We start from the raw sequence: 24,522 nt of genomic DNA on the forward strand, positions 1-24,522 counted from the left end.
ATGACCGCGATCACCCTCATCGACGGCGAGGGCGCGCTGCGCTCGGTGCCGCTGGCGGAGGCGCCCGCGTTCCAGAAGCCGCGGCATCCGCTCGCGAGCCGGGTCGCGTACGCGGCGGCGCACGTCGTGCCGAAGCCGTTCGCCGACAACACGCCCGGCGAGCCGGCCGAGATCGATTGGGACGCCACGCTCGCCTTCCGCCACCATGTCTGGTCGTGGGGGCTCGGCGTCGCGGACGCCATGGACACCGCGCAGCGCAACATGGGCCTCGACGCCCTCGCCACGCGCGAACTGATCTCCCGCAGCGCCGCCGAGGCGGCGACCGTGGGCGCGAACCTCGTCGTCGGCGTGAACACCGACCATGTCGGCGACGAGTCCATCTCGCTCGAGCAGGTCATCGACGCCTACAAGGAGCAGCTCCACCACGCCGAGGACGCGGGTGCGGGCGTCGTGCTCATGGCGAGCCGCCACCTGGCCCGGGCGGCGCGCACGCCCGACGACTACCGCCGCGTGTACCGCGAGGTGCTCGCCGCGGCGGGCGCCCCGGTCGTGCTGCACTGGCTCGGCACGGCGTTCGATCCCGCGCTCGCGGGCTACTTCGGCTCCGACGACACGGATGCCGCGGCGGCGACCCTGCTGCAGGTCATCGAGTACAACCGCGACAAGGTGCAGGGCGTGAAGATGAGCTTGCTCGACGCCGACGCGGAGGTCTCGGTGCGCGAGCGGCTCCCCGAGACCGCCCGCATGTTCACGGGCGACGACTACCACTACGTCGGCCTCATCGAGGGTGACGAGCGCGGGCACTCCGACGCGCTGCTCGGCGCGTTCGCCGCCCTCGCGCCGAACGCCTCGGCGGCGATCCAGGCACTGGACCGCGGCGACGTCGCGGCGTACCGAGAGATCCTCGCGCCCACCGAGCCGCTGTCGCAGCAGGTCTTCGCCGCGCCGACGTACTACTACAAGACGGGCGTCGCGTTCCTGTCGTGGCTCAACGGCCACCAGGCCGCGTTCCAGATGGTCGGCGGCCTGCACGCCGCGCGCAGCATCCCGCACCTCTCCAGCATCGTCGAGCTGGCGAACGCGTCGGGCGCGCTCGAGCGCCCCGAGCTCGCCGCCGCTCGCTGGCACTCGCTGCTCACGCTGAACGGCGTCGACGTCACGGCGGCCACGCCCGCGGCATCCGTCGACGCTGACACTGACACTGACGCTGACGCTGACGCTGACGCACAGGATGCTGCAGCCGCGCCGGCGGCCGACGACGTGGAGGTGCTCGCGTGAGCGCTCCGTCGACGAGCTCGGCCGCGCACCCGCGGCTGTCGCTCAACCAGGCCACGATCAAGTACGCCGACCTCGACCAGGCGCTGCGCGCAGTGGCCGACGGCGGGTACGAGGCGATCGGCCTCTGGCGCGAGCCCGTGCAGGCGGTCGGCATCGAGGAGTCGGCCCGCCGGCTCGCGGACTCGGGCCTGCGACTCTCGACGTACTGCCGCGGCGGGTTCTTCACGGTGCCCGAGGGCCCCGCGCGCCGGGCCGCGATCGACGACAACCGCCGCGGCATCGAGGAGACCGCGACGCTCGCGGCCGCCGGAGCACCCGGCTCGCGCGCCGTGTTCGTGCTCGTCGCGGGCGGCATCCCCGCGGGGTCGACCGACCTCGTCGGCGCCCGTGCACAGGTGGCCGACGCGCTCGCCGAGCTCGCCCCCGAGGCGCAGGCCGCCGGTGTCACGCTCGCCATCGAGCCGCTGCACCCGATGTACGCCTCCGACCGCGCAGTCGTGTCGACGCTCAAGCAGGCGCTCGACCTGGCCGCGCCGTTCGACCCCGCCGTGGTCGGCGCGACGGTCGACACGTTCCACATCTGGTGGGACCCCGAGGTGCTCCCCCAGATCGCGCGCGCCGGCGCCGAGGGTCGCATCGCGACCTACCAGGTGTGCGACTGGAATACCCCGCTGCCCGCCGACGTGCTGCTCAGCCGCCACGAGCCGGGCGACGGCGTGATCGACTTCGCCTCGCTCACCGGCGCAGTCGGGGCCACCGGCTACACGGGCGACATCGAGGTCGAGATCTTCAATCAGGAGCTCTGGGACGCGCCGTTCGCCGACGTCGTCGCCCGCACCGCCGCGGCGTTCGAGGCCGCGGTCGTGCCGCACCTCGCGGCATCCGTGCCGCTCTCGGTGGTCGAGTAGCCCCCGCTCCGGTGGTCGAGTAGCGCCCGGCGCAGCCGGACGCGTATCGAGACCCACGCTGCGTCTCGATACGCGTCGCCTGCGGCGGCGCTACTCGACGACCGGGACGGACCGGGCTCAGTCGAGTCGCGTGATCGGCGGCATCGTGAAGGTTCCGTCGATCATCTCGGCGCGCGGCTGGTAGACCCGCAGCATCGGGCGGAACCTGCCCTCGGGCGTCGGCAGCCAGTTCGCCGCGGCGGTCTCGTCGTCGGGGCGCTCGCGCTGCATGCGGATGACGAGCGACCCGTCCTCGCCCGTCACGAGCCCGGGCGTGCGATCGCCGATCGAGTACCGGTCGATCGGGTTGTCGACGAGGTAGAAGTCGGGCACCGAGTACATCGTGATCGACCAGAACGCGTCGGCGGGCGGCAGCTCCGTGAGGTGCAGCTCGTACGCGTGCGACCCGTCGAGGCGGCGTCCTTCGGAGTCGACGAAGACCTCGGCGTAGACGGCCTCGTAGCCGTGGTTGCCCCAGAGCCCGTTGCGGGCGGCCCGCGCCCGGGTCGCATACGACGTCGCCCGGTCGGCGATCCGCCACTCGGGTGCGTCGACCGTGCCCGGCCCCAGGAAGTCGACGTTGTAGTCGAAGCCGTGCGGCCACGCCTGCCACCCGTTCACCGCGGCGGCCGGGTCGGGCTTCGAGAGGTCCTCGACGCGGTTGCGGCCCTCGACGAACGCGTTGGCGAGGTGCTCCTCCTGGTCGCGCGCGACCACCCCGTACGGATTGCCGCGGGTCGTGACCCCGTAGTCCGCGAAGCGGTGCAGGTAGTCGACGTCGGGCTTCGCCGGCGGGAAGGCGAGGCTCCACGCGCGCAGCAGCTCCCAGAAGCGCAGGTGCTCGGGGATCTCCCCGTGCGGCTGCGGGATGCCCCGAAGGGGGCCGTTGCCCTCGAGCGGCGAGAGCGTGAACTGCGGCTGCAGCGCGGCGACCGCGGGCATGTCCTCGGGGCCGTCCACCGCGATGCGCCCGACGATCGCCGCCAGGTCGGTGGGCGACGGGATGACCGGCACGCCGTCGGGCGCCTCCCCCGACCAGCCGGGCGGTGCGATGAGGGAGGTCCCCTCGGCGGTTCCGGTGGCGCGCCGGCCGACGTAGGCGAAGTTGTTCGTCCACGCGTCGACGAACTGCAGCACGTAGTACCGGCCGTCGGTGTCGGGCACGTGCAGGAGCAGCGGGCCGCCCGAGAGGTCGAGCACCGCGAGGGCGTACACGGTGTCGTTGTTGATGCTCACGAACGTGTCCGACGGCGACCCGAGCTTCGTCGCATGCGCGAACCGATTGATCCCAGACGGTGGCAGCGAGCCGAGCCCGTGCGTCGCGATCGCCTGCATCGACGACACGTTGTACACCATCGGGTACCCGAAGACGTACGCGTCGACGAGGAACTCCTCGGTCCAGCCCATCGATCCCCCTCCTGCGCGCCACGCGGCGCGACTCCCGCCTCACACGCTACGCGTGGCGCGCCGTTCGAGCGAGAAGTAGAACAGCGTGTACACGGCTGCGGACACGACGATCCCGATCGCGAAGAGCCAGGCGCTCGGCCGCTCCCACTCGAAGTCGGCGAGCCGCACGACGATCGCGAGCAGGATGCACGCGAGGCTCACGAGCTGCGCCTGGAACACGCGGCGGAACGCCGACCAGCGGTCGTCCCAGAGCATCCAGATGTTCACCAGGCCGGGCAGGGTGAGCACCGCACCGACGACCCGGGCGGTGAGCGGCGTGACCTCCCACGCCCATGCGCCGATCAGCAGCGACGGCACGGTGAAGAGCACGAGGCCGGTCACGGTGGATGCCGCGCCGACGAGCGCGAGCACGTAGCGCCACGGCGCGGGGATCTCGACGTCGTCTCCCTCGGGCATCCCGTCGTCCTCGCGGACGTTGAGGATGAGCGCCACGAGCACGAGCACCGGGGTCGAGACGTAGAGCGCCACCCACGTGATGAACGAGACGTGCCCGAAGTGGAACCGGTCCCAGTGCAGGAAGGTGGCGATGCCGAGCAGCGTCGCGAACACGAGCACGGCGGGGAACCCGTGCCGCACCCGGTGCCAGCGCCGCTGCACGGCGACCTGCACGAAGAACCAGATCCCGCCGGCGTACGCCGAGCCGAGCAGCATCGCGGTCACCGGCGGCTGGATGGTCCAGGCGAAGTGCTGCTCGGTGCCGCCCGGAAGCACGAGCAGCAGGAACGCGGCCGCGACGAGGAACGGGATGATGACGAACGCGAGCACGCGCGTGTACGGGAGCACGCGGTCCTCGGGGCCGGCGCGGTGGCGCTCGGCGGCGTCGGTTCCGGGTGCGGTCTCGCTCATGGGTGCCTCCTCGATGGGGCGGATGCCGCGGGGCTCGGTGGTCAGGTGGCGGATGCCGCGGCATCCGCCGTCTCGCGCTGCAGCGCGAACGCGACCGCGTCGTCGACGTGCATCCGGCGCCCGCGCGCGCGGGCCGCCTCGAACACGTCGCGGCCCGGTCCGGCGAGGATCGGATCGACGAACTGCTGGTGGAACGAGAACGAGGGCGCGTTGTACAGCCCCGTCCGCTCCCGCACGATCTGCGCGGCCCCGAGCAGCGTGCCCGCGCGGGGGAGGTCACCGGCGGCCGCGGCCACGGCCGTGAGCCCCTCGAGCCCGTACGCGACGCCGTCGTCGTGGTGCAGCCGGATCGACTCGCTGAGGCTCTCCTCGAAGCAGTCGCGAGCGACGGAGAAGTCGCCGACCAGCACCTCGGCCCAGCCCAGGTGGTGCAGCGCGATCGCCTCGCCGAGCGAGTCGTGCTGCCGCCGCGCCACCGCGAGGCTCGCCTCGAACCGCTCGACGGCCGCGCGCACGTCCCGGCTGAGGAGCGCCACGCGCCCGGTCGTGACGAGCGCCATCGCCTCGCCCCACGTGTCGTCGGCCTCGCGGAACAGGCCGAGGCTGCCCTCGAGCGCCTCGCCCGCACGCGCGACGTCGGGCTCGCGTGAGGCGAGCAGCGCGAGCGCGAGCGAGATGAGGGCGAGCGCCTCCCCCGACCGCTCGCCCTCGGTGCGGAACAAGGCGGCGCTCTCGCCGAGCCCGGGCACGAGGAGCTCGTCGGGATCCTGCCAGAACCCGATCGCACGGGTGAAGTAGAGGGCACGCGCTCGCGTGGCGGCGTCGAGCTCGTCGCCCGAGTCGAGCACCTCCTGCATCCAGGCGTGCACCTCGCCGAGGTGGCCGTCGACCCACCAGTACACGTAGAGCGTCCACGCGAACTGCGCGGCGACGGTCCACTGCCGGGTGTCGAGCAGGTGACGCACGGCGGACCGCAGGTTGTCGCCCTCCTCGTGGAGCCGGGCGATCCATGCGAGCTGCGTGGCGCCCTCGAGCTCGTGCTCGGCCTGCTCGCCGAGCCGCACGTAGTACTGCGCGTGCCGGTCGCGCAGCGCGCGCAGGTCGTCCCGGCCGTCGAGGCGGTCGCGTGCGTACTCGCGCACGGTCGAGAGCATGGTGAACACCGCGCGGTCCCCGCGGTCCTGCTGGCGCACGAGGCTGCCGTCGACGAGGGCGGCGAGGTCGTCGAGGGTGTCGGCGCCCGCGATGCCCTCGGCGATCCAGTCGGCGGCGTCGAACGTGAACACGCCGGAGAACAGGCCGAGCCGGGCGAGCAGCTCCCGCTGGGTCGGCGTGAGCAGCTGCGTGCTCCACTCGATCGTGGAGCGGATCGTGCGCTGCCGCTCGGGGAGGTCGCGGGCGCCGCCGCGGAGCACGAGCAGGCGCTGGTCGAGCCGGTCGAGGAGCTCCGCCGGCGTGAGCACGCGCCCCCGCGCGGCGGCGAGCTCGAGTGCGAGCGGCACGCCGTCGAGCGCGACCACGATGCGCTCGACGTCCTCGACGTTCTCGGCCGTGAGCTCGAAGTCGGGCTTGGTCGCGCGCACCCGCTCGACGAAGAGCGCGACCGACGGCGTGCCGAGCGCCCGTGCGACGGTCGCGCCGCGTCGCATGTCGGGAAGGGCGAGCGGGCCCAGCTCGACGCCGTGCTCGCCGGTCACCCGCAGGAGGATGCGGCTCGTCGCGAGCACCGTGAGGTGCGGGGCATCCGTCAGCAGGGCGCGGATGGCGGGCGCCGCGTCGACGACCTGCTCCACGTTGTCCAGGAGGAGCAGCAGGCGGCGGTCGCGCACGGCCATGCGCAGCTTCTCGTGCAGCGTGCCGTCGCCGTTGTCGATGATGCCGAGCGCGCTCGCGATGGCGGCGGGCACGAGCGCCGGATCCGTGACGGGCGCGAGGTCGACGAACGCGATGCCGCCGGGGAACCGGTCGCGCACGCGGTTCGCGGCCTCGATCGAGAGCCGGCTCTTGCCGATGCCGCCGGGACCCGTGAGCGTGACGAGCCGCACCGCCTCGTCGGCGAGCAGCTCGGCGACGGCGGCGACCTCCTGTTCGCGGCCGATGAGCGAGGTGAGCGAGGTCGGGAGCTCGACCGTGCCGCCCATCGACGTGAAGGGCGCCTCGTCGGGCTCGGCCGCGCGCGTGAACCGCTCGGCGAGGAGCGTCGCGAGGTCGCCGCGTACGAGCTCCGCGAGCTGCTGCGGGTCGGTGAAGTGCACGTAGGAGGCGCGGTCGTCGGCCTTGATGCGGGCGAGGAGGTCGACGAGGCGCGGTTCGCGGTCGCCGTCGTCCTTCACGTACACGAGCTTCGGCATGGCCGGCGGCGCCAGCCGGTACTCGTCCTCGAGGCCAGAGACGTCCTCCCCCGGCGCCACCCAGCCGTACTGCTCGCCGTAGAGCCCGATGAAGATGTCGCTCTGCGCGAGGTAGGCGCGGTAGAGGTCGCGCGGCGGATGCGGTCGCGCCCCGAGCTCGAACATCACGGGTGCCAGGTTGAGCTGCTCGATCGCGGCGCGCACCGCGCGGCGCTCGGGCGCGAGCTCCCGGAGCGTGGAGCTCACGAACACGCGCAGGCGCTGGTCTGGCGTGCGGATCGCCGGATCGGCGGGGATCATGCCTTCGAGTCTGTTCCCCGCGGCATCCGGCTGTAAATACCCATCACGGGGCTCGCCGGGCGCGCGTGCTGGCGGCCCGCCGCAGCCCGGCGGTACAGTGGCGCCGTGGCGGCCTTCCGCCGCTCGCCGCGCCGCTCCGGGGGGAGTCGAATGGTTGCCCAGCAGCACTCCGCCGGCCAGCCGGTGATCCTCGTGGTCTCGGCCGACGAGGACGTGCGCGCGTCCCTGCTCGAGCCGCTGCGACGGCGCTACGCCGACGACTATCGCGTGGTCGAGGCCGACGGTCCGGCGAGGGCCGTCGCGGCCGTCGAGGAGCTCGCCGCGATCGAGGGCGGCAGCATGGCGCTCGTGCTGTCGGATGACGCGTCGCCCGTCGACGACCACGAGAGCGTCTTCGCGGCGGCCCGTCGCCGGTTCCCCGACGTGCGCCGCGGGCTCGTCATCGAGTGGGGCTCCTGGGCCGACCGGGTCACGTCGGATGCGGTGCTGCAGCTCATGACGCACGTGCAGATCGACTACTACGTGGTGCGGCCGACGCACTCGCCCGACGAGTCGTTCCACCGGGCGATCACCGACTTCCTCCGCGAGCACGAGGCCGCGGCGGGCAAGCGCCATCGGGCCTACACGGTCATCGGCGACGTCTCGCAGCCCCGTACGCACGAGCTGCGCAACCGCCTCGCCCGTGCGGGCGTGCCGGCCGATCACCTCGATCCCACCGCCGCCGACGCGCAGTCGATGCTGGATGCCGCGGGCGTCGCGTACACCGGCGTGCCGCTCGTGCGCACGGCCGACGGTCGCGTGCTCGTCGATCCCGACGACGCGGAGCTCGCCCGCGCCTACGGGCTCTCGACCTCCCTGCCCGATCACGTCGTCGACGTGGTCGTGATCGGCGCCGGGCCCTCGGGGCTCGCCGCGGCGGTCTACGCCTCGTCGGAGGGCCTCGACACCCTCGTGCTCGAGGGCGAGTCGATCGGCGGGCAGGCGGGGTCGAGCTCGCTCATCCGCAACTACCTCGGATTCTCGCGCGGCGTCTCGGGCGCCGAGCTCGCGCAGCGCGCCTACCAGCAGGCATGGGTGTTCGGCGCGCAGTTCGCCCACACGCGCCGGGTCACGGGCGTGCGAATGGTCGACGACGGGTTCGAGGTCGTCGTGTCCGCCGCCGGCGCGAACGGCGCCGCGGGCGACGTGGTGCGGGCACGGGCCGTGGTGCTCGCGTCGGGCGTGACGTACCGCCGGCTCGCGGCCCCGGGCCTGGCGCGGTTCGTGGGCTCGTCGGTGTTCTACGGCGCGTCCTCGGTCGAGGCGCGGGCCCAGACGGGCCGCGACGTGCTCGTCGTCGGCGGCGGCAACTCCGCCGGGCAGGCGGCGCTGCACCTCGCGCGGTACGCCCGGTCGGTGTCGCTCGTCGTGCGGGGTCCGTCCCTCGCCGCGAGCATGTCGCAGTACCTCATCGACCAGCTCGATGCCGCGGGCGTCGGGCTCATCACCGGTTCCCACGTCGTGGATGCCGGCGCCACCCGCGACCCCGACCGCCTCGACCACGTCGTGCTCCAGCGCTCGGACAGCGGCGAGCAGGTCTCGGTGCCGGCCGACGCGGTGTTCATCACCATCGGCGCCCGGCCGCACACCGAGTGGCTGCCGCCCGAGGTGCTGCGCGACCAGTGGGGCTCCGTGATCACGGGCGCCGAGGTGCTCGAGGAGGGCGGCCGCCGCGCGTGGCTCGGCAGCGGACGCGACCCGTTCCCGCTCGAGTCGTCGGTGCCCGGCTTCTTCGCGGTGGGCGACGTGCGGCGCGGCTCGATCAAGCGCGTCGCCTCGGCGGTCGGCGAGGGCTCGGTCGTGATCTCCACGGTGCACCAGCACCTCGGGCCGCACGTCGGCGGTTGAGCACCCGGCTTGCTCTGGCGCCAGCGCCGGAATCCCGTTCGTGCGCTCGAGTCCCGCACGTTCGGGATTCCAGCGCACGAACGGGATTCCGTGCGATCGACGCTCCGGCGGCTACGCCGACTGCACCCGGTCGAGCTCCGCATAGCGCCCGCCCGCCGCGAGCAGCTCGTCGTGCGAGCCGACCTCGACGATGCGTCCGCGCTCGAGCACGACGATGCGATCCGCGCTGCGGATCGTCGAGAGCCGGTGCGCGACGACGAGCGTGGTGCGCCCCCGCATGAGGTGCTCGAGCGCGCCCCTGATCTTCGCCTCGGACTCGGGGTCGAGCGCACTCGTCGCCTCGTCGAGCAGCAGCACGCGCGGGTCGCGCACGAGCGCCCGCGCGATCGAGAGCCGCTGGCGCTGCCCGCCCGACAGCCGGGCGCCCCGCTCGCCGACGACCGTGTCCCAGCCCTCGGGCTGCGCCTCGACGATCTCGAGCGCGTTGGCGTCGCGGAGCGCGGCGAGCACGCGCTCGTCGCTCACCTCGCCGAGCCCGTAGACGATGTTCTCGCGGATCGTACCTTCGAAGAGCACCGACTCCTGCGGCACGACCGACACGAACCGGCGGAACGTGCGCAGGTCGAGCTCCTCCATGTCGACGCCGTCGAGGCGCACCTGCCCGCGGGTCGGCCGGAGGAACCCGAGCACGAGGTTGAGCAGCGTCGACTTGCCCGAACCCGACGACCCGACGAACGCGACCGTCTCGCCGGGCCGGACGTCGAGCGACACGTCGTCGAGCGCCGGCGGGATGCCGAGGTCGTAGCGGTACTCCACGCGCTCGAGCCGGATGCCGCCGCGCACCGCCTCGACGGCGCGCTTGCCCTCGTTGAACTCGAGGTCGGGCTCCTGCACGACCTCGGCGATCGAGCGGATCGACTCGGTGCCGCGCGCGATCACGGGCAGCAGCATGAGCAGGTTCGTGGCCGCCCCGGTGAGCAGCGCGAAGTAGGAGCTCAGCAGCACCACCTGGCCGGCCGTGATGGGGATGAACCCGGTGATCGAGATCCAGGCGGCGAGCACGAGGCATCCGACGCCCAGCAGCTGCAGGCTCACCCACGACAGCGAGGCGAAGCGCCCGTTCAGCAGGTCGAGCGCGAAGCCGGCCGTGCGCACCCCCTCGGCGCCGTGCGCCACCCGGCGCACCGCGGTCTGCTCGAGGCCGTGCGCGCGGGTGATCGGCATGAGCGTGGCCATCTCGCCGACTCGGGCCGAGAACTGCTCGACCTCGCGACGAAACGTCTCGTTGCGGGCGGCGCTGCGCCGGTTGAGGATCGCGCGCAGCAGCACCGCCAGCGGGATCGCGAGTGCGTAGACGGGCAGGAACGCTGGCACGTTGATCGCGGTCATGACGATCGCGCCGATCAGCACCATGGTCGCCGAGAGCAGCGGATGCGCCGTCTGCTGCAGCATGACCTCGACGTTCTCGACGTCGCGCACGACCTTCGTCTGCACGATCGCGGAGTTCGCACGCGAGTGGAAGCCGATCGAGAGCGACTGCAGGCGCGACGCGAGCGCGTTGCGCAGGTCGGCGCCGATCGAGCGCACGGCGCCCATGAAGAGCCGCGTGTAGGTGACGTGGTTCGGGTAGTTCTGCAGCAGCGCCACGAGGGCGACGCCCGCCCAGATGGCGAGCGTCGAGAGCGGCCCTCCCGCGACGACGACGTCGATGACCCCCGCCGTGACGACGGGCAGCAGCCAGAGCGGCGTGTCCTTCAGCGCGAAGAAGCCCACCGCGGCGAGCACGCGGCCGCGGTGCAGGTCGAGCAGGCGCAGCACGGAGCGCAGCGGATGCCGCCCGTCGATCGCGTGCTCGATCTGGGAAAGCGTTTGCCCGATCATTCCTCCATTGTGCCGTCGATCAGGCTGGCTCGCTACGCTGGCGGGATGCCGTTCGATCCCCGCAGCATCCCGGTCGACCCCGTGGCATCCGCCGCACTCGCACGACACGGCTTGGAGTACCGCCTGCTCGACCCAGACGACCACGCCGGGATGCTCGCCTGGATCGAGGCGGAGAACCGCGGCTTCCACCACGGAAGGCCCCGTGACGTCGACCGCGACTACGACCTGTCCGTGGCCTCCGAGCGGCGGGTGCACGGCGTCTACGACCCGACCGCGGCGCAGCCCGAGACCCCCGTCGCCACGGTCGACGCCTGGCCGACCGGCCTCAGCGTGCCGGGCGGGCGCAGCGTCGACGCGTGGGCCGTGAGCGCCGTGACCGTCTCCCCCACGCATCGTCGTCGCGGCATCGCCCGCGCCCTCATGGAGGGCGAGCTCGCCAACGCGCGCGCGGCCGGCGCCGCCGTGGCCATGCTCACGGCGACCGAGGCCACCATCTACGGCCGGTTCGGCTTCGCCCCGGCGGCCAAGGCCGCCACGATCACGGTCGACCGCCGTCGCACGCACTGGGTCGGGCCGGATGCCCCGGGGCGGGTGCACTTCGTCGCGGCATCCGACCTGCGCGAGGCGGCGCCCGCCATCGCGCGCCGCGCCGTCGCCCGCACGCCCGGCGAGATCGACCGCTGGCCGGGGATCCTCGATCGCGCGCTCGGCCTCGTCGACCCCGACGGCGACGGCGCCCGGTCGATCCGCGCCGTGCGCTACGACGACGAGCACGGGCAGGCCCAGGGATTCGCCGCCTACCGCATCACTCGCGAGCCGAACCAGCCCGGGTTCCTCGAGTTCGACTTCCTCGTCGCCGCGACCGACGACGCCGAGCGCGCGCTCTGGCGCTTCCTCATCGAGCAGGACTTCGTGACCGGCGTCCGCGCCCGGCTCCGCTCGGTCGACGAACCGCTGCCCTGGCTCCTCGAGGACCCGCGCGCCGTCAGCGTCACCGACGTCGACGACCACCTCTGGGTGCGCATCCTCGACCCGATCGAGGCGCTGCGCGCACGCCGCTACGGCACGAGCGGCACGCTCGTGCTCGACGTCTCCGACGTGCTGGGCCACGCCCGTGGACGGTTCCGGCTCACGGTCGACGATCGCGGCCGGGCCGAGGTCGAGCCGGTCGAGGGCACGGATGCCGCGGGTCCCGGCCTGCGCCTCGGCATCCAGGAGCTCGGGGCGATCTACCTCGGCGGCGTGCGGCCGTCGCTGCTCGCCCGCGCCGCGCGCATCACGGAGACGGCGCCGCGCACGCTCGTGCTCGCCGACCGCATGTTCGCGTCCGAGCGCACGCCGCACCTCAGCATCTGGTTCTGAACCGCGGCGTCGCCGGAACCGCCGAGCGGTTCCGGCGCGCGGCCGCCGGTAAGCGGATTCCCGCCCGTACCGCCGCCACCCCAGTCCGGGGGGCGTGCGTGAGAGCGCTCCCCCGTCGCGCCCGGATTCCCACGCACCCTCACTTACTGTCTCGTCAGTAAGTTACGGAAGTGTTATCAACCTTTTGTTCGGCAGCGCGACATTTGGGCGCATGATGACAGTGCCGCCGCCGAGGACGACGGGGGTACCCGGAGGGGTCGACCTCAACCTTGAAGAAGGGGAGAGCCATGAAGACGTCTTCACTGGTCTCTGTCGCTGCGGTCGCCGGGGTTTCGGCGCTGCTGCTGGCGGCGTGTTCGAGCGGTGGTTCCGGTGGTGAGACCGACGGCGGCGGTGGTGAGGCGGCCACGCGTGCCTGCGTGATCCTGCCCGACGCTGCGTCGTCGCCGCGGTGGGAGAACTTCGACCGCAAGTACCTCGAGGAGGGCCTCGACGCGGCCGGCTTCGAGTCCGACATCCAGAACGCGCAGGGCGACGTGAACAAGTACGCCACCATCGCGGACCAGCAGCTCAGCCAGGGCTGCGGCGTGATGCTGCTCGTCGACTACAACGGCGCCGGCGCCGCCGTGGCCGAGAAGGCCAAGGCCGAGGGCATCCCGGTCATCGCCTACGACCGCCCGATCGAGGGCGTCGACTACTACGTCTCGTTCGACAACGTCGAGGTCGGGCGCCTCGAGGGGCAGTCGATCGTCGACGGCCTGGCGACGGCGGGCAAGGACCCGGCGAGCGCGGTGGTCGTCTACATGGGCGGCGACCCGTCCGACGGCAACGCGAAGATGTTCCACGACGGTGCGGTCGAGGTCATGGAGGCCGCTGGGATCAGCCCGGCCGCCGAGCCCCCGGGCGTGTGGGACGGCGAGAAGTCCGCGACCAACTTCGAGCAGGCGCTGACCTCGCTCGGCGGCAAGGTCGACGCGGTGTGGGTCGCCAACGACACCAACGCGGCGGGCGTGATCACGATCCTCGACAAGAACGGCCTGGTCGTTCCGGTCTCCGGTCAGGACGCGTCGATCGCGGGCCTGCAGAACGTGCTGCTCGGCAAGCAGACCGCCACGGTCTACAAGCCGGTCAAGCTCGAGGCCGACGCCGCGGTCGAACTCGCGGTGGCGCTGCTGGAGGGCGAGTCGCCCACGGCCGACCAGGAGCTCGAGGACGGCACGCCGTACGTGGCGGTCACCCCGCAGCTCGTCGGCCCCGAGCAGGTCGTCGACGTGGTCGACGCCGGCGACGCCGACCCGGCCGAGCTCTGCCAGGGCGAGGTCCAGGCCAAGTGCGGCGAGTACGGAATCCAGTAGTACCTGACCTCTGATCGGGCCCCGGGCCTCGGCGGGCGACCGCCGAGTCCGGGGCCCGATCTCCCCCTCCCGGCCTCGGCCCCCGAGTGCCACACTGAAAGCTGGACAGCGTCGTCGAAAGGATGCGGCATGGATGCGAGCAGGGACGGCGCCGGAACGCCGATCATCGAGCTCGAAGGGGTCGTCAAGAGCTTCGGTCCCGTGAGCGTGTTGAAGGGCGTGGACCTGAAGGCCTACCCGGGCAAGGTCACCGCACTGGTGGGTGACAACGGCGCGGGCAAGTCGACCCTGATCAAGGGGTTGGCGGGCGTGCAGCCGTACGACGACGGCGTGGTGCGGTTCGACGGCGAGCCGGTGAACCTGCACACCCCGCGTGACGCGTCCCGCCTCGGCATCGAGGTCGTGTACCAGGACCTCGCGCTGTGCGACAACCTCGACATCGTGCAGAACATGTTCCTCGGCCGCGAGGAGACCGAGTTCGGCACGTTCGACGAGGGCCGCATGGAGCGGGACGCCTCCGACACCCTCCGCTCGCTCTCGGTGCGCACCGTGAAGTCGGTGCGGCAGAAGGTGTCGAGCCTCTCGGGCGGGCAGCGGCAGACCGTCGCGATCGCCCGCGCCGTGCTGAAGAAGGCGCGGCTCGTGATCCTCGACGAGCCGACCGCGGCCCTGGGCGTCGCGCAGACCGAGCAGGTCCTGCACCTCGTGCAGCGCCTCGCCGAGCAGGGCGTCGCGGTCATCATCATCAGCCACAACCTCGCCGACGTGTTCGAGGTGGCCGACTACATCAGCGTCCTGTACCTCGGGCAGATGGTCGCATCCCTCGACGCCGACCAGACCACCCGCGACGACGTCGTCGGCTACATCACGGGCGCGAAGACGCCGCAGGGAGCGAGCGCATGAGCACGCAGAAGACGTCGCCGGCTGTCGACCCGTCGGTGACCACGATTCCGGCCGACCTGATCGGCTCGGGCCAGGAGGGGTCGCTGGGCGACCAGGTCCGCGCGTACTTCCAGCGCCTGCGCTCGGGCGACATGGGCGCGCTGCCCGCCGTCGGCGGGTTCGTGGTGCTGACCATCCTGTTCAGCTTCCTCAGCCCGTTCTTCCTCACCGAGCGGAACTTCGCGAACCTGCTCACCCAGGCCGCGACGCTCGTCATGCTCGGCATGGCGCTCGTGTTCGTGCTCCTGCTCGGCGAGATCGACCTGTCCGCCGGCGTCACCTCGGGCATGACCATGGCGCTGTTCATCGTGCTCGTGAACGTGAACGGCGTGCCGTGGATCCTCGCCCTGCTCGTCGCGTTCGCGGTGGGCATCCTCACCGGCACGTTCATCGGGTTCTTCGTCGCGAGGGTCGGCATTCCGTCCTTCGTAGTGACACTCGGCCTGTTCCTCGGCTACCAGGGCATCACGCTCTGGATCATCGGAGCGGGCGGTCTCTACCGCGTGCAGATCCCCGAGATCACCGCGATCCAGAACTCGAACATGCCGGTCTGGGCCGGCTGGGCCATGCTCGGCGTGATCCTCGCCGTGTCCGCCGCGACCTCGTTCTGGGACCGCGCGCGACGTCGGCGCGCGGGGGTGGCGAACCGCACGATCGCGCTCGTGTGGATCAAGCTCGGCGTCATCGCCGTCGTCGGCGGAGCTGCGATCGCGATCCTCAGCCGCAACCGCGGCCAGTCGGTCGGCGTGGTCGAGGGCGTCCCGATCGTCGTCCCGATCGTGCTCGTCATCCTCTGGATCGGCACGTTCGTGCTCGACCGCACCAAGTACGGCCGCTACCTCTACGCGATCGGCGGCAACGCCGAGGCGGCTCGCCGCTCGGGCGTGAAGGTCATGCTGATCCGCTGGACGGCGTTCATCTGCTGCTCCACCCTCGCGGTCGTGTCGGGCCTGTTCTCGATCAGCAAGGTCGGGTCCGTCGACGCCGCCGCCGGACGCGAGATCGTCCTGTCCGGCGTCGCCGCCGCGGTCGTCGGCGGCGTCAGCCTCTTCGGCGGACGCGGCCGGCTCCTGCACGCCGCCATCGGCGCCCTCGTGATCGCCGTGATCACGAACGGCCTCGGCCTGCTGAACCTGCCGGCCGGCGTCAACCTCGTCGTCACCGGCAGCGTCCTCATCCTCGCCGCCACCGTCGACGCCATCAGCCGCGTCCGCGCGGGCGGCTCGGTCCTCCGGACCTGACCGGTTCACCCCGGTCGAGCTCGACGGATGCCGCGACGCCGCGTCGCGGCATCCGTCGTGTTCGGAGTGCCCTCGATCGCAACCGGGTGACCGTGAACGCGCTTCGTGCCCGCTAGATCGCGTCCTGACGCGGGAAGATCACCTTCTCGACGATGATGATGAGCGACGCCGCCACCGGGATCGCGACAAGCGCGCCGAGCACGCCGCCGAGCGTGCCGCCCGCCACCGCGGCGATCACGACCAGGGCGCCCGGCACGGCCACCGCGCGGTTCATGATGCGCGGGCTCAGCACGTAGGCCTCGACCTGCATGTAGATCAGGTAGTAGATGCCCGCGGCGATCGCGGTCGCCGGCGACGCCGTGAGGCAGACGAGCGTGATGATGATCGCGCCCGTCAGCGTGCCGACGAGCGGCACGAGGGAGGCGAGGAAGGCGATGAACGCGAGCAGGATCGGGAAGGGCGCGCCGATGATCGACAGGAACACGAGGCTCAGGATGCCGTTGATCGAGGCGAGGCTCACCTGGCCGATGACGTAGCGGCCGACCGAGCCCGTGACCTCCTCGGCCACCGACCGGAACTGCGTGCGGTGGCTCGCGGGCACGAACCGGGCTGCGTAGCGCTTCATGGCCTCGAGCGAGGCGAGGAAGTAGAGCATGAGGATCAGCACGATCACCGCGCCGGTGAGGCCGCCGGCGATGCCCGCTCCGACCGCGAGGATGCCGCCGGTCAGCGCACCGAGGTTGGCGGGGTCGCCGAGCCAGTCCACCGCCGAGTCGATCGCCGCGTCGAGGCTCAGGCCCTCGCCGCCGATGGACGCGATCCAGGCGACGAAGTCGCTGTTCTGCACGCCCTCGACGATCGAGTCCCAGTCGTCGATGATCCTCGTGGTCTGCTCGACGACGATCGGCACGATGGTGGCGATGAGGGCGACGAAGACGCCGATCACGACGACGAACACGAGGAGGATCGCGAGCCAGCGCGGCACGTCGTGCCGCTGCAGCCAGCTCACGACCGGGTCGAGGCCGAGGGCCAGGAACAGCGCCAGCGCGACGTAGAGGATGACGGTGCCGAGCTGGCCGACGATGCCGCCGAGCAGGAGCGCGAGCAGCACGCCGATCGCGCCGACGAAGCCGATGCGGAACGCGTGGATCTTCACCTCGGGCGCGTGCGTCTCGGCATCCGACGTGATCTCGGCCACGGGCGGCGGATCGACGACCGGTGCCTGCCTGCGTCTCCACATGCGAGTGACGCTACGCGCTCGGGCCGCGGGCGGCTGGCGCCGCGCCGGTGTGGCGGGCTCAGAGCGCGCCGGCACCGAGCACGGCTCCGACGACCGCGACGACGAGCACCACGGCCCCGCCGACGACCGAGCTCGCGAGCACCGCGGTGCGCGCCGCGGTCGAGCGGCCCGCACCGACGACTCGACGCCCGCGCTCGTGCTTGCCGCGCCCCTCGATGATCATCGAACGGATGATGTCGCGCAGGGTCGCCGCGACGTCGTGCGCCGTGGGCCGCTTCGCCGGGTCGTCGTGGGTCATGGCCCGCAGCAGTTCGCGCCAGTCCTCCGGCACCTCGTCGGGGATCGCCGGCGGCCGGTGCAGCCGGGCGAGCGCGGCCTCGATCGCGGTGCCGGTGTACTCGCGTTCGCCCCGCAGCGCCTCGAGGAGCACGAGCCCGAGCGAGTAGACGTCGCTCGGGGTGCCGACCTCGTCCCCGCGCGCCTGCTCGGGCGAGATGTAGGCGGCAGTGCCCATGATGGCGCCGTCGCTCGTGAGGCGGGATCCGTCGACGAACTGCGCGACGCCGAAGTCCGCGAGCTTCGCGAGCAGGGTGTAGCCGAGTGCGGGCGTCTCGTCGAGCAGCACGTTCTCGGGCTTGACGTCGCGGTGCACGATCGACCGCGCGTGCACGTAGCTCAGCGCATCGGCCAGCTGCGAGCCGATGTCGGCCACCTGCCGCGGCTTCATGGGCGCCTTGGCCAGGCGATGCGCGAGCGAACGGCCCTCGACGAGCTCCATCACGAGGTAGCGACGCGGGTGCCCGTCGTGCAGGAGCGTCCCGGCGTCGAACACGCCGACGAGCCCCGGATGGTTCAGCGTGCCGAGCAGGTGGATCTCGCGCTCCCGCCGCTGCTGGTCGGCGATCGTGTCCTCGTCGTCGCGGAACACCTTGATCGCGACATCGCGACCGAGCTCGGTGTCGCGCGCGCGGTACACGTCGGCCATGCCGCCCGAGCCCAGGTGCTCGAGGAAGTCGTAGCGGAGCCGCGATGGGGAGGCGGTCGCCGGGTCGGCGGGTTGCGGGTCGATCATGGTCGGCTCCTGGTCGTACGTCGTATCGGGTGGCGCACCACACTGGTCATCCATGCGTACCAGCCAGTCTGTCCGAACCGGGCCTCGAGCGGATCCCATTGACACGGGGGCCATGACGTGCATGCATTCCTGCGCATCGGATGCCGCGAAAGCGGGAATGGATCCCGATCCGACGCGTTGCACCTGTGGTGCAGGGTGCTTCGCCGCGCCCGCGCAAGGCGACCACGGCGACGAGGAGGAACGTGACCGAGCAGACCGCCGTGGGATTCCGCTCCGAGCGCGGACCGGTGCTCATCGCCCTGATGCTGTGCACCGGGCTCGTGGCGATCGAGGCGACGATCCTCGCGACGGCGGTGCCGTCGATCGTGGCCGACATCGGCGGCTTCGCGCAGTTCCCGTGGCTGTTCTCGATCTACCTGCTGGCCCAGGCCGTCTCGGTGCCGGTCTACGCCAAGCTCGCCGACACGGTCGGCCGCAAGCCCATCATCCTGGTCGGCATCGGCACGTTCCTCGTCGGCTCGATCCTCGCGGGCTTCGCCTGGGACATGACCTCGCTCATCGTGTTCCGCGCGATCCAAGGCCTCGGCGCCGGTGCCGTGCTCCCGGTGTCGATCACCATCACCGGCGACATCTACACCGTGCGCGAGCGGGCCCGGGTCCAGGGCTACATCGCGAGCGTGTGGGCCGCGTCATCCGTCATCGGGCCCTCGCTCGGCGGGATCTTCGCCGAGTTCCTCTCGTGGCGCTGGATCTTCTTCGTCAACATCCCGCTGAGCATCCTCGCGGCGTGGATGCTCATCAGGAACTACCACGAGACCGTCGAGCGCAAGAAGCACCGCATCGACATCGCGGGCGCGGCCGTGCTCACCGTCGGGCTCACGCTGCTGATCCTCGCGGTGCTCGAGGGCGGCCAGGCCTGGGCGTGGAACTCGTGGCAGAGCATCGGCGCGTTCGCCGTCGCGGCGCTGCTGCTCGTCGCGTTCGTGCTCATCGAGCGGCGGGCCGCAGAGCCGGTGCTGCCGCTCTGGGTGTTCTCCCGGCGGCTCATCGTCACGACCTCCCTGATGTCGTTCGGCGTCGGCGCCGTGCTCATCGGCCTGACCTCGTACGTGCCGACGTTCCTCGAGGTGTCAGCCGGTGCCACGCCGATCGTCTCGGGCCTGGCGGTCGCCGCCCTCACGCTCGGCTGGCCGATCTCGGCGTCGCAGTCGGGGCGCCTGTTCCTGCGGATCGGCTTCCGCAACACCGCGTTCGTCGGGCTCGGCATCGCCGTGCTCGGCACCACCGGACTCGTCGCGGCGACGTTCGTCCCGAACCCGGTCACCGCCGCGATCGCCTGCTTCGTCGTCGGCCTCGGGCTGGGGCTCGTGGCCTCGCCGACGCTCATCGCCGCGCAGTCGTCGGTGCCGTGGTCGGAGCGCGGCGTCGTCACGGGCGCGAACATGTTCCTGCGCTCGATGGGCAGCGCCGTGGGCGTCGCGATCTTCGGGGCCGTCGCCAACGCGATGATCGACGCCTCGGGGCTCGGCGCGCACTCCGCAGCCGCGATCCAGGGGGCCTCGGCCGCGGTGTTCATCGGCGTGGCGATCGCGGCGGTGGCGACGATCGCCGGCGCCGTCGCGATGCCACGCGCCCACGTCGACGACATCGAGCACCGCCCGGCGGAGGCGGAAGCGGCCCCGGTCGTCGAGTAGCGCCGACCGGCCCACCCCGCGTCACGGCAGCCCCGCCGGCCCGATCACCTCGTGCTCGAAGGTGCGCATCCAGCGCTGCCCCGTCGCGCGGTACTCGGCGTGCGTCGAGAACCGGTACAGGTACGCGTGCGCCCGCACCCACGTCGGCGGCTCGCCGTCGAACGGGTCGTGGCGCAGCAGGCGCAGCGTCGCGGCATCCGCCTGCAGCAGCCGCAGCAGGAACACCTCGAACCACGGCTCCCACATGCGCCCGAGCGGCAGGAACCACATGAGCCAGTCGAGCCGCAGGTGGTACGGCGCGAACTGCCGCGGGATGCGCCGCAGGTCGCCGGGCTTGCCCTTGAAGCCGTACTCGCGCCACTCCGAGTCGTCGTCGGGGTACTCGTCGAGCGTGCCCTCGACCACGATCTCGATGCGGCGCTTCGTCACGGTGCCGAACGCGCCGTACGCGTTCACGAGCATCCAGCGGTTGAAGCTCGCGTTCATCAACTGCCGCCGCGAGAGCAGGTTCCTGATCGGCCACCAACTCAGCACGAGGAGGAGCACCGTCACCGCGGCGACGATGGCGAACCACCAGACCGGCGTCGTCGCGGCATCCGTGCCCAGGTCGGCGGGGATGGCCGGGATGAGCCAGTGCCAGGCCGAGTCGGTGACGGCGGATGCCGCGAGCACGACCGTGATCCAGTTGAGCCAGGCGAAGTTGCCCGTGACGATGAGCCAGAGCTGGGTGAGGATGACGATCGTCGCCGCGATCGAGCCGACCGGCCCCGGGACGAACAGCAGGAACGGCACGACGAGCTGCGCGAAGTGGTTGCCGACCACCTCGCCGCGGTGGAACCACTTCGGCAGCAGGTGCGCCTGCCGGCTCACGGGGTTGGGCATCGGCTGCGTCTCATGGTGGTACATGAGCGCAGTGAGGTCACGCCATTCGCGCCCGCCGCGGATCTTGATCATGCCCGCGCCGAACTCGAGCCGGAACACGAGCCACCACACGAGCACGATGATCGTGATGGGCGGCGGCTGGTCGTTCGACCCCAGGAACGCGATGGTGAACAGCGCCTCGCAGAGCAGCATCTCCCAGCCGAAGCCGTAGAACGTCTGGCCGACGTTCACGATCGAGAGGTAGAGGATCCACAGCGCGAGGAACACGAGCATCGGCACGAACGGCGGGGCGAGCTGCGGCAGCCCCAGCACGACGGATGCCGCGAGCACCATGCCCGTCACCGCGACCGCGACGAGGCGGCGGTCGGTGTAGCCCCACCGGAACAGCGTCGGCCCGCGCAGCCGCCTGGCGATGCGCAGCAGCTCGGGGACGGGAAGGAGCCCGCCCTCGCCGAGCAGCGGACGGAACTGGTTCAGCGTCGAGAGGAACGCGACGAATGCGAGCGCGGCCACCCCGCGCTGGAGCACCTGGCGGGCGATCTCGTAGTCGTGCGCGTCGAACCAGTCGAGCCAGTCCACGTGCTCACGCTACGCCCGGGTCCCACCACCGGCACAGGCCTCACTCGATCCCGAACCGCTCCTTGAGCGCGAGCTTCGCCGCCCACCACCCGTTCATGCCATGCACGGCCGGCCCGGGCGGCGTCGCGCTCGAGCAGAGGTAGACGCCCTCGAGCGGCGTGCGCCACGGCTTCGTCGACACGACCGGTCGCTTCACGAACTGCCGCATCGAGAGCTCGCCGGCGTAGATGTCGCCGCCGACGTAGTTGGCGTTCTGCGCGCCGATCTCGACGGCGGTGCGCGAGGCCGACGCGAGCACGAGGTCGCGGAATCCGGGCGCGAACCGCTCGACCTCGCGCGTGACGAGCTCTGTGGCGTCGAGCGTCGACCCGGCCGGCACGTGCGTGTACGCCCACAGCACGTGCTTGCCGGCCGGCGCCCGGCTCGGGTCGACCACGGTCGGCTGCGTCGCGAGCACGTACGGATGCCGCGGCGCGGCGTCGTCGACGCCGGGTTGGAGCCCGGCCCGCACCGCGTTCTCGGCCGCCGCGATCTCCTCGCGGCTGCCGCCGAGGTGCACCGTGGGCGCGAGCCCCACCTCGGCGTTCGCCCACGGCACCGGGCCCTCGAGCGCGAAGTCCACCTTCGCCACGCCGGAGCCGTACCGGTACCTCCGCAGCGCCCGCCGGTACCGACCGGGGAGCTCAGCACCGAGCAGCAGCTCGGGTGCGGTGTCGAGCAGCACCGCGCGACTGCCCCGCACCTGGTCGAGCGAGCTCACCGGGGCATCCGTGATGATGCGGCCCCCGAGCGAGATGAGCTCGTTTGCGAGCGTGTCGGCGATCTGCTGCGAGCCGCCCTTGGGGAATCCCCAGCCCACCCCGTGGGCGTGCATGGCGAGCAGCAGCCCGGCGCCCGCGGAGGCGAGCGAGGGCATGCCGCCGGCGGCATGCGCCACCACGCCGGTGAACATGGCGGGCGCGACGTCGCGCGAGAAGCGGGCGTCCCAGCGACGCGTGCCCTGCTCGAGCGCACGCAGGCCGAACCGCAGGGCCGCGATCGGGTCGCGCGGCAGCTGCAGCAGCTGGGATCCGGTGAACGACACCACCCCGCGCTGCCGGGCGAGGAGCGGCGCGATGAGCCGCCGCCACGCCCGCCCGTCGGCGCCGAGCCCGTCGACCGTGCGGTCGAGGTCGCGCCAGGCGACGCCCGCGCGCCCGCCGTCGAGCGGATGCGCGTAGGAGGCCTCGGGCACGATCCACTCGATCCGGTCGAGCAGCCCGAGCCGTCGGAACACGGGCGACGCGAGGGCCGCCGGATGCACCGCCGAGCACACGTCGTGCAGGAACCCGGGCAGCGTGAGCCCCGCCGACCGCACGCCGCCGCCCACCGACGATGCCGCCTCGAAGACGCGGACCGACAGCCCGGCCCGCGCGGCGACCACCGCGGCGACGAGCCCGTTGGGCCCGCTGCCGACGACCGTGACGTCGACGACGTCGGTCACGAGTTCAGAACCCGGCTCCCATGGTGTTCGTGTAGATCCACGGCAGGCGGTCCATCACGAGCCGGTGCTGGGTGCCCTCCGCGTCTGGGCCCTCGTCGGGTACCGCCGGGTCGTCCTCCTGGAGGCGACGCTCGTCGGCGTACTCGTCGTCCTCCTGCCAGATGATGGTGCGGCCGTCCTCGCTGAACCGGCTGACGTAGGGCGTGATCTCGCCCGAGCGCAGCTCGGCGAGCGCCGCGTCGACGGATGCCGCGCGCTGCAGCCCGTGCAGGGTCACCCAGGTCGGCGGCCACAACGTCATCGAGCCGGCCGCGTGCCGGTCGAGCGCATCGACGGGCCGGAGCCACTCGACGGACATGACCTCGTCGGGCGCGGGCCGGATCTCCCCCTCGGGCACGCGCACGGCGAAGAACGTGGTGCGCAGCTGCTTCGGCGAGCCCTTCGGCGGGGTCCAGTGCGAGAACGGCACGAGATCCCAGCGGTCGAGCTCGAGGCCGATCTCCTCGCGCGTCTCGCGCACGGCTGCGCGGCGGGCGGCGTCCTCGGTGTCGACCGAGCCCCCGAGGGCGTCGGCATCGTCGACGGCGCCTCCCGGGAACACCCAGGCTCCAGCGAACGAGCCCCGGTCGCGAGGACGTTCCGCCAGGAGCACCTCGAGGCCCCGCTCGCCGTCGCGCAGCAGCACGACGGTTGCCGCGGCCCCCGGAACCTCGTCGTTCGTCAGGGATTCAAGGTCGCTGTCCATGACCCCAGACTAGGACGGACCGCCCGGCGGCGCACCGGTCGCACGCCGGTCACCCGGGTGCATGCGCCCGAGTCGGGGCAGGTCGGTCGCCGGGAAGCGCCGAGCCGCACGCGCCCGGGCGTGTCCGCGGCCGCGCTCGATACACTGCCGACATGCACCTGCCACGACTGCGCGGTCCCGACAGCGAGGCGGTGTCGCCGCTCGCGACCCTCGTGCGAGCGCCGAACCCGGGGCCGATGACCCTCGACGGCACGAACTCCTACGTGCTGCGCCGCCCCGAATCGGCCGGCGTGGTGGTCGTCGACCCCGGCCCGTCGATCGCCGAGCACCTCGAGCACCTCGCGAGCTTCGGCACGGTCGAGCTCGTGCTGCTCACGCACCACCACCCTGACCACAGCGAGTCGCTCCACGAGTTCGCGCGCCTGGTCGGCGCCCCGGCGCGCGCGATCGACGCGAAGTACTGCCTCGACGCCGAGCCGATCACCGACGGCGAGCGGCTGCAGGTCGCGGGCATCGAGCTCGAGGTGATCGCCACCCCCGGGCACACGGCCGACTCCGTGAGCTTCCTCCTGCCCGCCGACGGGGACTGGGGCTCCGTGCTCACGGGCGACACGATCCTGGGCCACGGCACGACGATCATCTCCGACCCCGATGGCGCACTCGGCCCCTACCTCGAGTCGCTCCGACGGCTGCGCACGATCGGCCAGCGCGCGGGCGGGCCGGTCGCGGTGCTGCCCGGACACGGGCCCGTGCGGCGCGACCTCGCCTCGATCGCCGACGACTACCTCGCGCACCGCGCCGAGCGGCTCGACCAGATCCGCGACGCGCTGCTCAAGCTCGGTGCCGAGGCGTCGGTCGCCCAGGTGACCGACCTCGTCTACAGCGACACGGATGCCGCGGTGCGACCCGCCGCGGAGGCATCCGTTCGAGCGCAGCTCGTGTACCTCCGCGGGCGGGCGTAGCACCGCGG

At 72.3% G+C, this 24,522-nt stretch carries 18 protein-coding genes; 9 read left to right on the top strand and 9 right to left on the bottom strand.

Features of this window, described 5'->3' with window-relative positions:
* Both FYC51_RS03040 and FYC51_RS03045 read left to right on the top strand, forming a co-directional pair.
* Positions 1-1,278, top strand: coding sequence for a dihydrodipicolinate synthase family protein (locus FYC51_RS03040; RefSeq protein ID WP_148732198.1), 1,278 nt, complete (start codon positions 1-3; stop codon positions 1,276-1,278).
* Positions 1,275-2,186 (top strand): sugar phosphate isomerase/epimerase family protein, encoded by a 912-nt coding sequence (locus FYC51_RS03045; protein ID WP_148732199.1) that lies wholly within the window; start codon positions 1,275-1,277, stop codon positions 2,184-2,186. The genes FYC51_RS03040 and FYC51_RS03045 overlap by 4 nt, the downstream gene beginning before the upstream one ends.
* Before the next feature lie 117 nt (positions 2,187-2,303).
* Here the strand turns inward: FYC51_RS03045 and FYC51_RS03050 are convergent, their stop codons facing one another.
* From FYC51_RS03050 to FYC51_RS03060, 3 genes are read right to left on the bottom strand one after another with little or no spacing between them, the layout of a single operon-like run.
* Positions 2,304-3,632 carry a DUF1254 domain-containing protein gene (locus tag FYC51_RS03050; RefSeq protein WP_148732200.1) on the bottom strand — a complete coding sequence of 443 codons (1,329 nt, stop codon included), beginning with the start codon at positions 3,630-3,632 and terminating at the stop codon, positions 2,304-2,306.
* A gap of 39 nt (positions 3,633-3,671) precedes the next feature.
* Positions 3,672-4,538 (bottom strand): hypothetical protein, encoded by an 867-nt coding sequence (locus tag FYC51_RS03055; protein ID WP_148732201.1) that lies wholly within the window; start codon positions 4,536-4,538, stop codon positions 3,672-3,674.
* A gap of 41 nt (positions 4,539-4,579) precedes the next feature.
* Entirely contained in the window at positions 4,580-7,189 is a 2,610-nt protein-coding gene (locus FYC51_RS03060) for an ATP-binding protein (protein ID WP_187432464.1), read from the bottom strand.
* Between the two features lie 150 nt (positions 7,190-7,339).
* On the opposite strand from FYC51_RS03060, the gene FYC51_RS03065 reads away from it, so the two are divergent.
* The gene (locus FYC51_RS03065) at positions 7,340-9,076 is read left to right on the top strand and encodes an NAD(P)/FAD-dependent oxidoreductase (RefSeq protein WP_148732203.1); all 1,737 of its coding nucleotides are present in this window, start codon (positions 7,340-7,342) and stop codon (positions 9,074-9,076) included.
* A gap of 111 nt (positions 9,077-9,187) precedes the next feature.
* Here the strand turns inward: FYC51_RS03065 and FYC51_RS03070 are convergent, their stop codons facing one another.
* On the bottom strand, positions 9,188-10,957 hold the full coding sequence (locus FYC51_RS03070) for an ABC transporter ATP-binding protein (RefSeq protein ID WP_148732204.1): 1,770 nt from the start codon (positions 10,955-10,957) through the stop codon (positions 9,188-9,190).
* A 45-nt stretch (positions 10,958-11,002) separates the two neighbouring features.
* Between FYC51_RS03070 and FYC51_RS03075 the strand changes: the two genes are divergently transcribed.
* From FYC51_RS03075 to FYC51_RS03090, 4 genes are all read left to right on the top strand, one after another.
* On the top strand, positions 11,003-12,319 hold the full coding sequence (locus FYC51_RS03075; protein ID WP_187432465.1) for a GNAT family N-acetyltransferase: 1,317 nt from the start codon (positions 11,003-11,005) through the stop codon (positions 12,317-12,319).
* A gap of 287 nt (positions 12,320-12,606) precedes the next feature.
* Entirely contained in the window at positions 12,607-13,674 is a 1,068-nt protein-coding gene (locus FYC51_RS03080) for a sugar ABC transporter substrate-binding protein (RefSeq protein WP_148732206.1), read from the top strand.
* A gap of 129 nt (positions 13,675-13,803) precedes the next feature.
* Positions 13,804-14,577: an ATP-binding cassette domain-containing protein gene (locus tag FYC51_RS03085; protein ID WP_148732207.1), complete on the top strand. Its 774-nt coding sequence runs from the start codon at positions 13,804-13,806 to the stop codon at positions 14,575-14,577.
* Entirely contained in the window at positions 14,574-15,857 is a 1,284-nt protein-coding gene (locus FYC51_RS03090) for a sugar ABC transporter permease (protein WP_148732208.1), read from the top strand. Before FYC51_RS03085 ends, FYC51_RS03090 begins: the two co-directional genes overlap by 4 nt.
* A gap of 112 nt (positions 15,858-15,969) precedes the next feature.
* Here FYC51_RS03090 and FYC51_RS03095 read toward each other — a convergent pair whose 3' ends face one another.
* Together FYC51_RS03095 and FYC51_RS03100 are read right to left on the bottom strand one after the other, a co-directional pair.
* Entirely contained in the window at positions 15,970-17,097 is a 1,128-nt protein-coding gene (locus FYC51_RS03095) for an AI-2E family transporter (protein WP_187432466.1), read from the bottom strand.
* Between the two features lie 58 nt (positions 17,098-17,155).
* A complete protein-coding gene (locus tag FYC51_RS03100) occupies positions 17,156-18,169 on the bottom strand; it encodes a serine/threonine-protein kinase (protein WP_187432467.1) in 1,014 nt (337 codons plus the stop codon).
* Positions 18,170-18,471: 302 nt separating this feature from the next.
* On the opposite strand from FYC51_RS03100, the gene FYC51_RS03105 reads away from it, so the two are divergent.
* Entirely contained in the window at positions 18,472-19,863 is a 1,392-nt protein-coding gene (locus FYC51_RS03105; RefSeq protein WP_238476338.1) for an MFS transporter, read from the top strand.
* Positions 19,864-19,884: 21 nt separating this feature from the next.
* Here the strand turns inward: FYC51_RS03105 and FYC51_RS03110 are convergent, their stop codons facing one another.
* From FYC51_RS03110 to FYC51_RS03120, 3 genes are read right to left on the bottom strand one after another with little or no spacing between them, the layout of a single operon-like run.
* Positions 19,885-21,324, bottom strand: a complete 1,440-nt coding sequence (locus FYC51_RS03110) for a lipase maturation factor family protein (RefSeq protein WP_148732211.1) — start codon at positions 21,322-21,324, stop codon at positions 19,885-19,887.
* A gap of 40 nt (positions 21,325-21,364) precedes the next feature.
* The gene (locus tag FYC51_RS03115; RefSeq protein WP_148732212.1) at positions 21,365-22,807 is read right to left on the bottom strand and encodes a phytoene desaturase family protein; all 1,443 of its coding nucleotides are present in this window, start codon (positions 22,805-22,807) and stop codon (positions 21,365-21,367) included.
* Between the two features lie 4 nt (positions 22,808-22,811).
* Positions 22,812-23,552, bottom strand: a complete 741-nt coding sequence (locus FYC51_RS03120; RefSeq protein ID WP_148732213.1) for an NUDIX hydrolase — start codon at positions 23,550-23,552, stop codon at positions 22,812-22,814.
* A 152-nt stretch (positions 23,553-23,704) separates the two neighbouring features.
* Between FYC51_RS03120 and FYC51_RS03125 the strand changes: the two genes are divergently transcribed.
* Positions 23,705-24,514 carry an MBL fold metallo-hydrolase gene (locus FYC51_RS03125; RefSeq protein WP_148732214.1) on the top strand — a complete coding sequence of 270 codons (810 nt, stop codon included), beginning with the start codon at positions 23,705-23,707 and terminating at the stop codon, positions 24,512-24,514.
* The last annotated feature ends 8 nt before the right edge of the window (positions 24,515-24,522 follow it).

The sequence above is a fragment of the Agromyces mariniharenae genome (genome assembly GCF_008122505.1).
Taxonomy (GTDB): domain Bacteria; phylum Actinomycetota; class Actinomycetes; order Actinomycetales; family Microbacteriaceae; genus Agromyces; species Agromyces mariniharenae.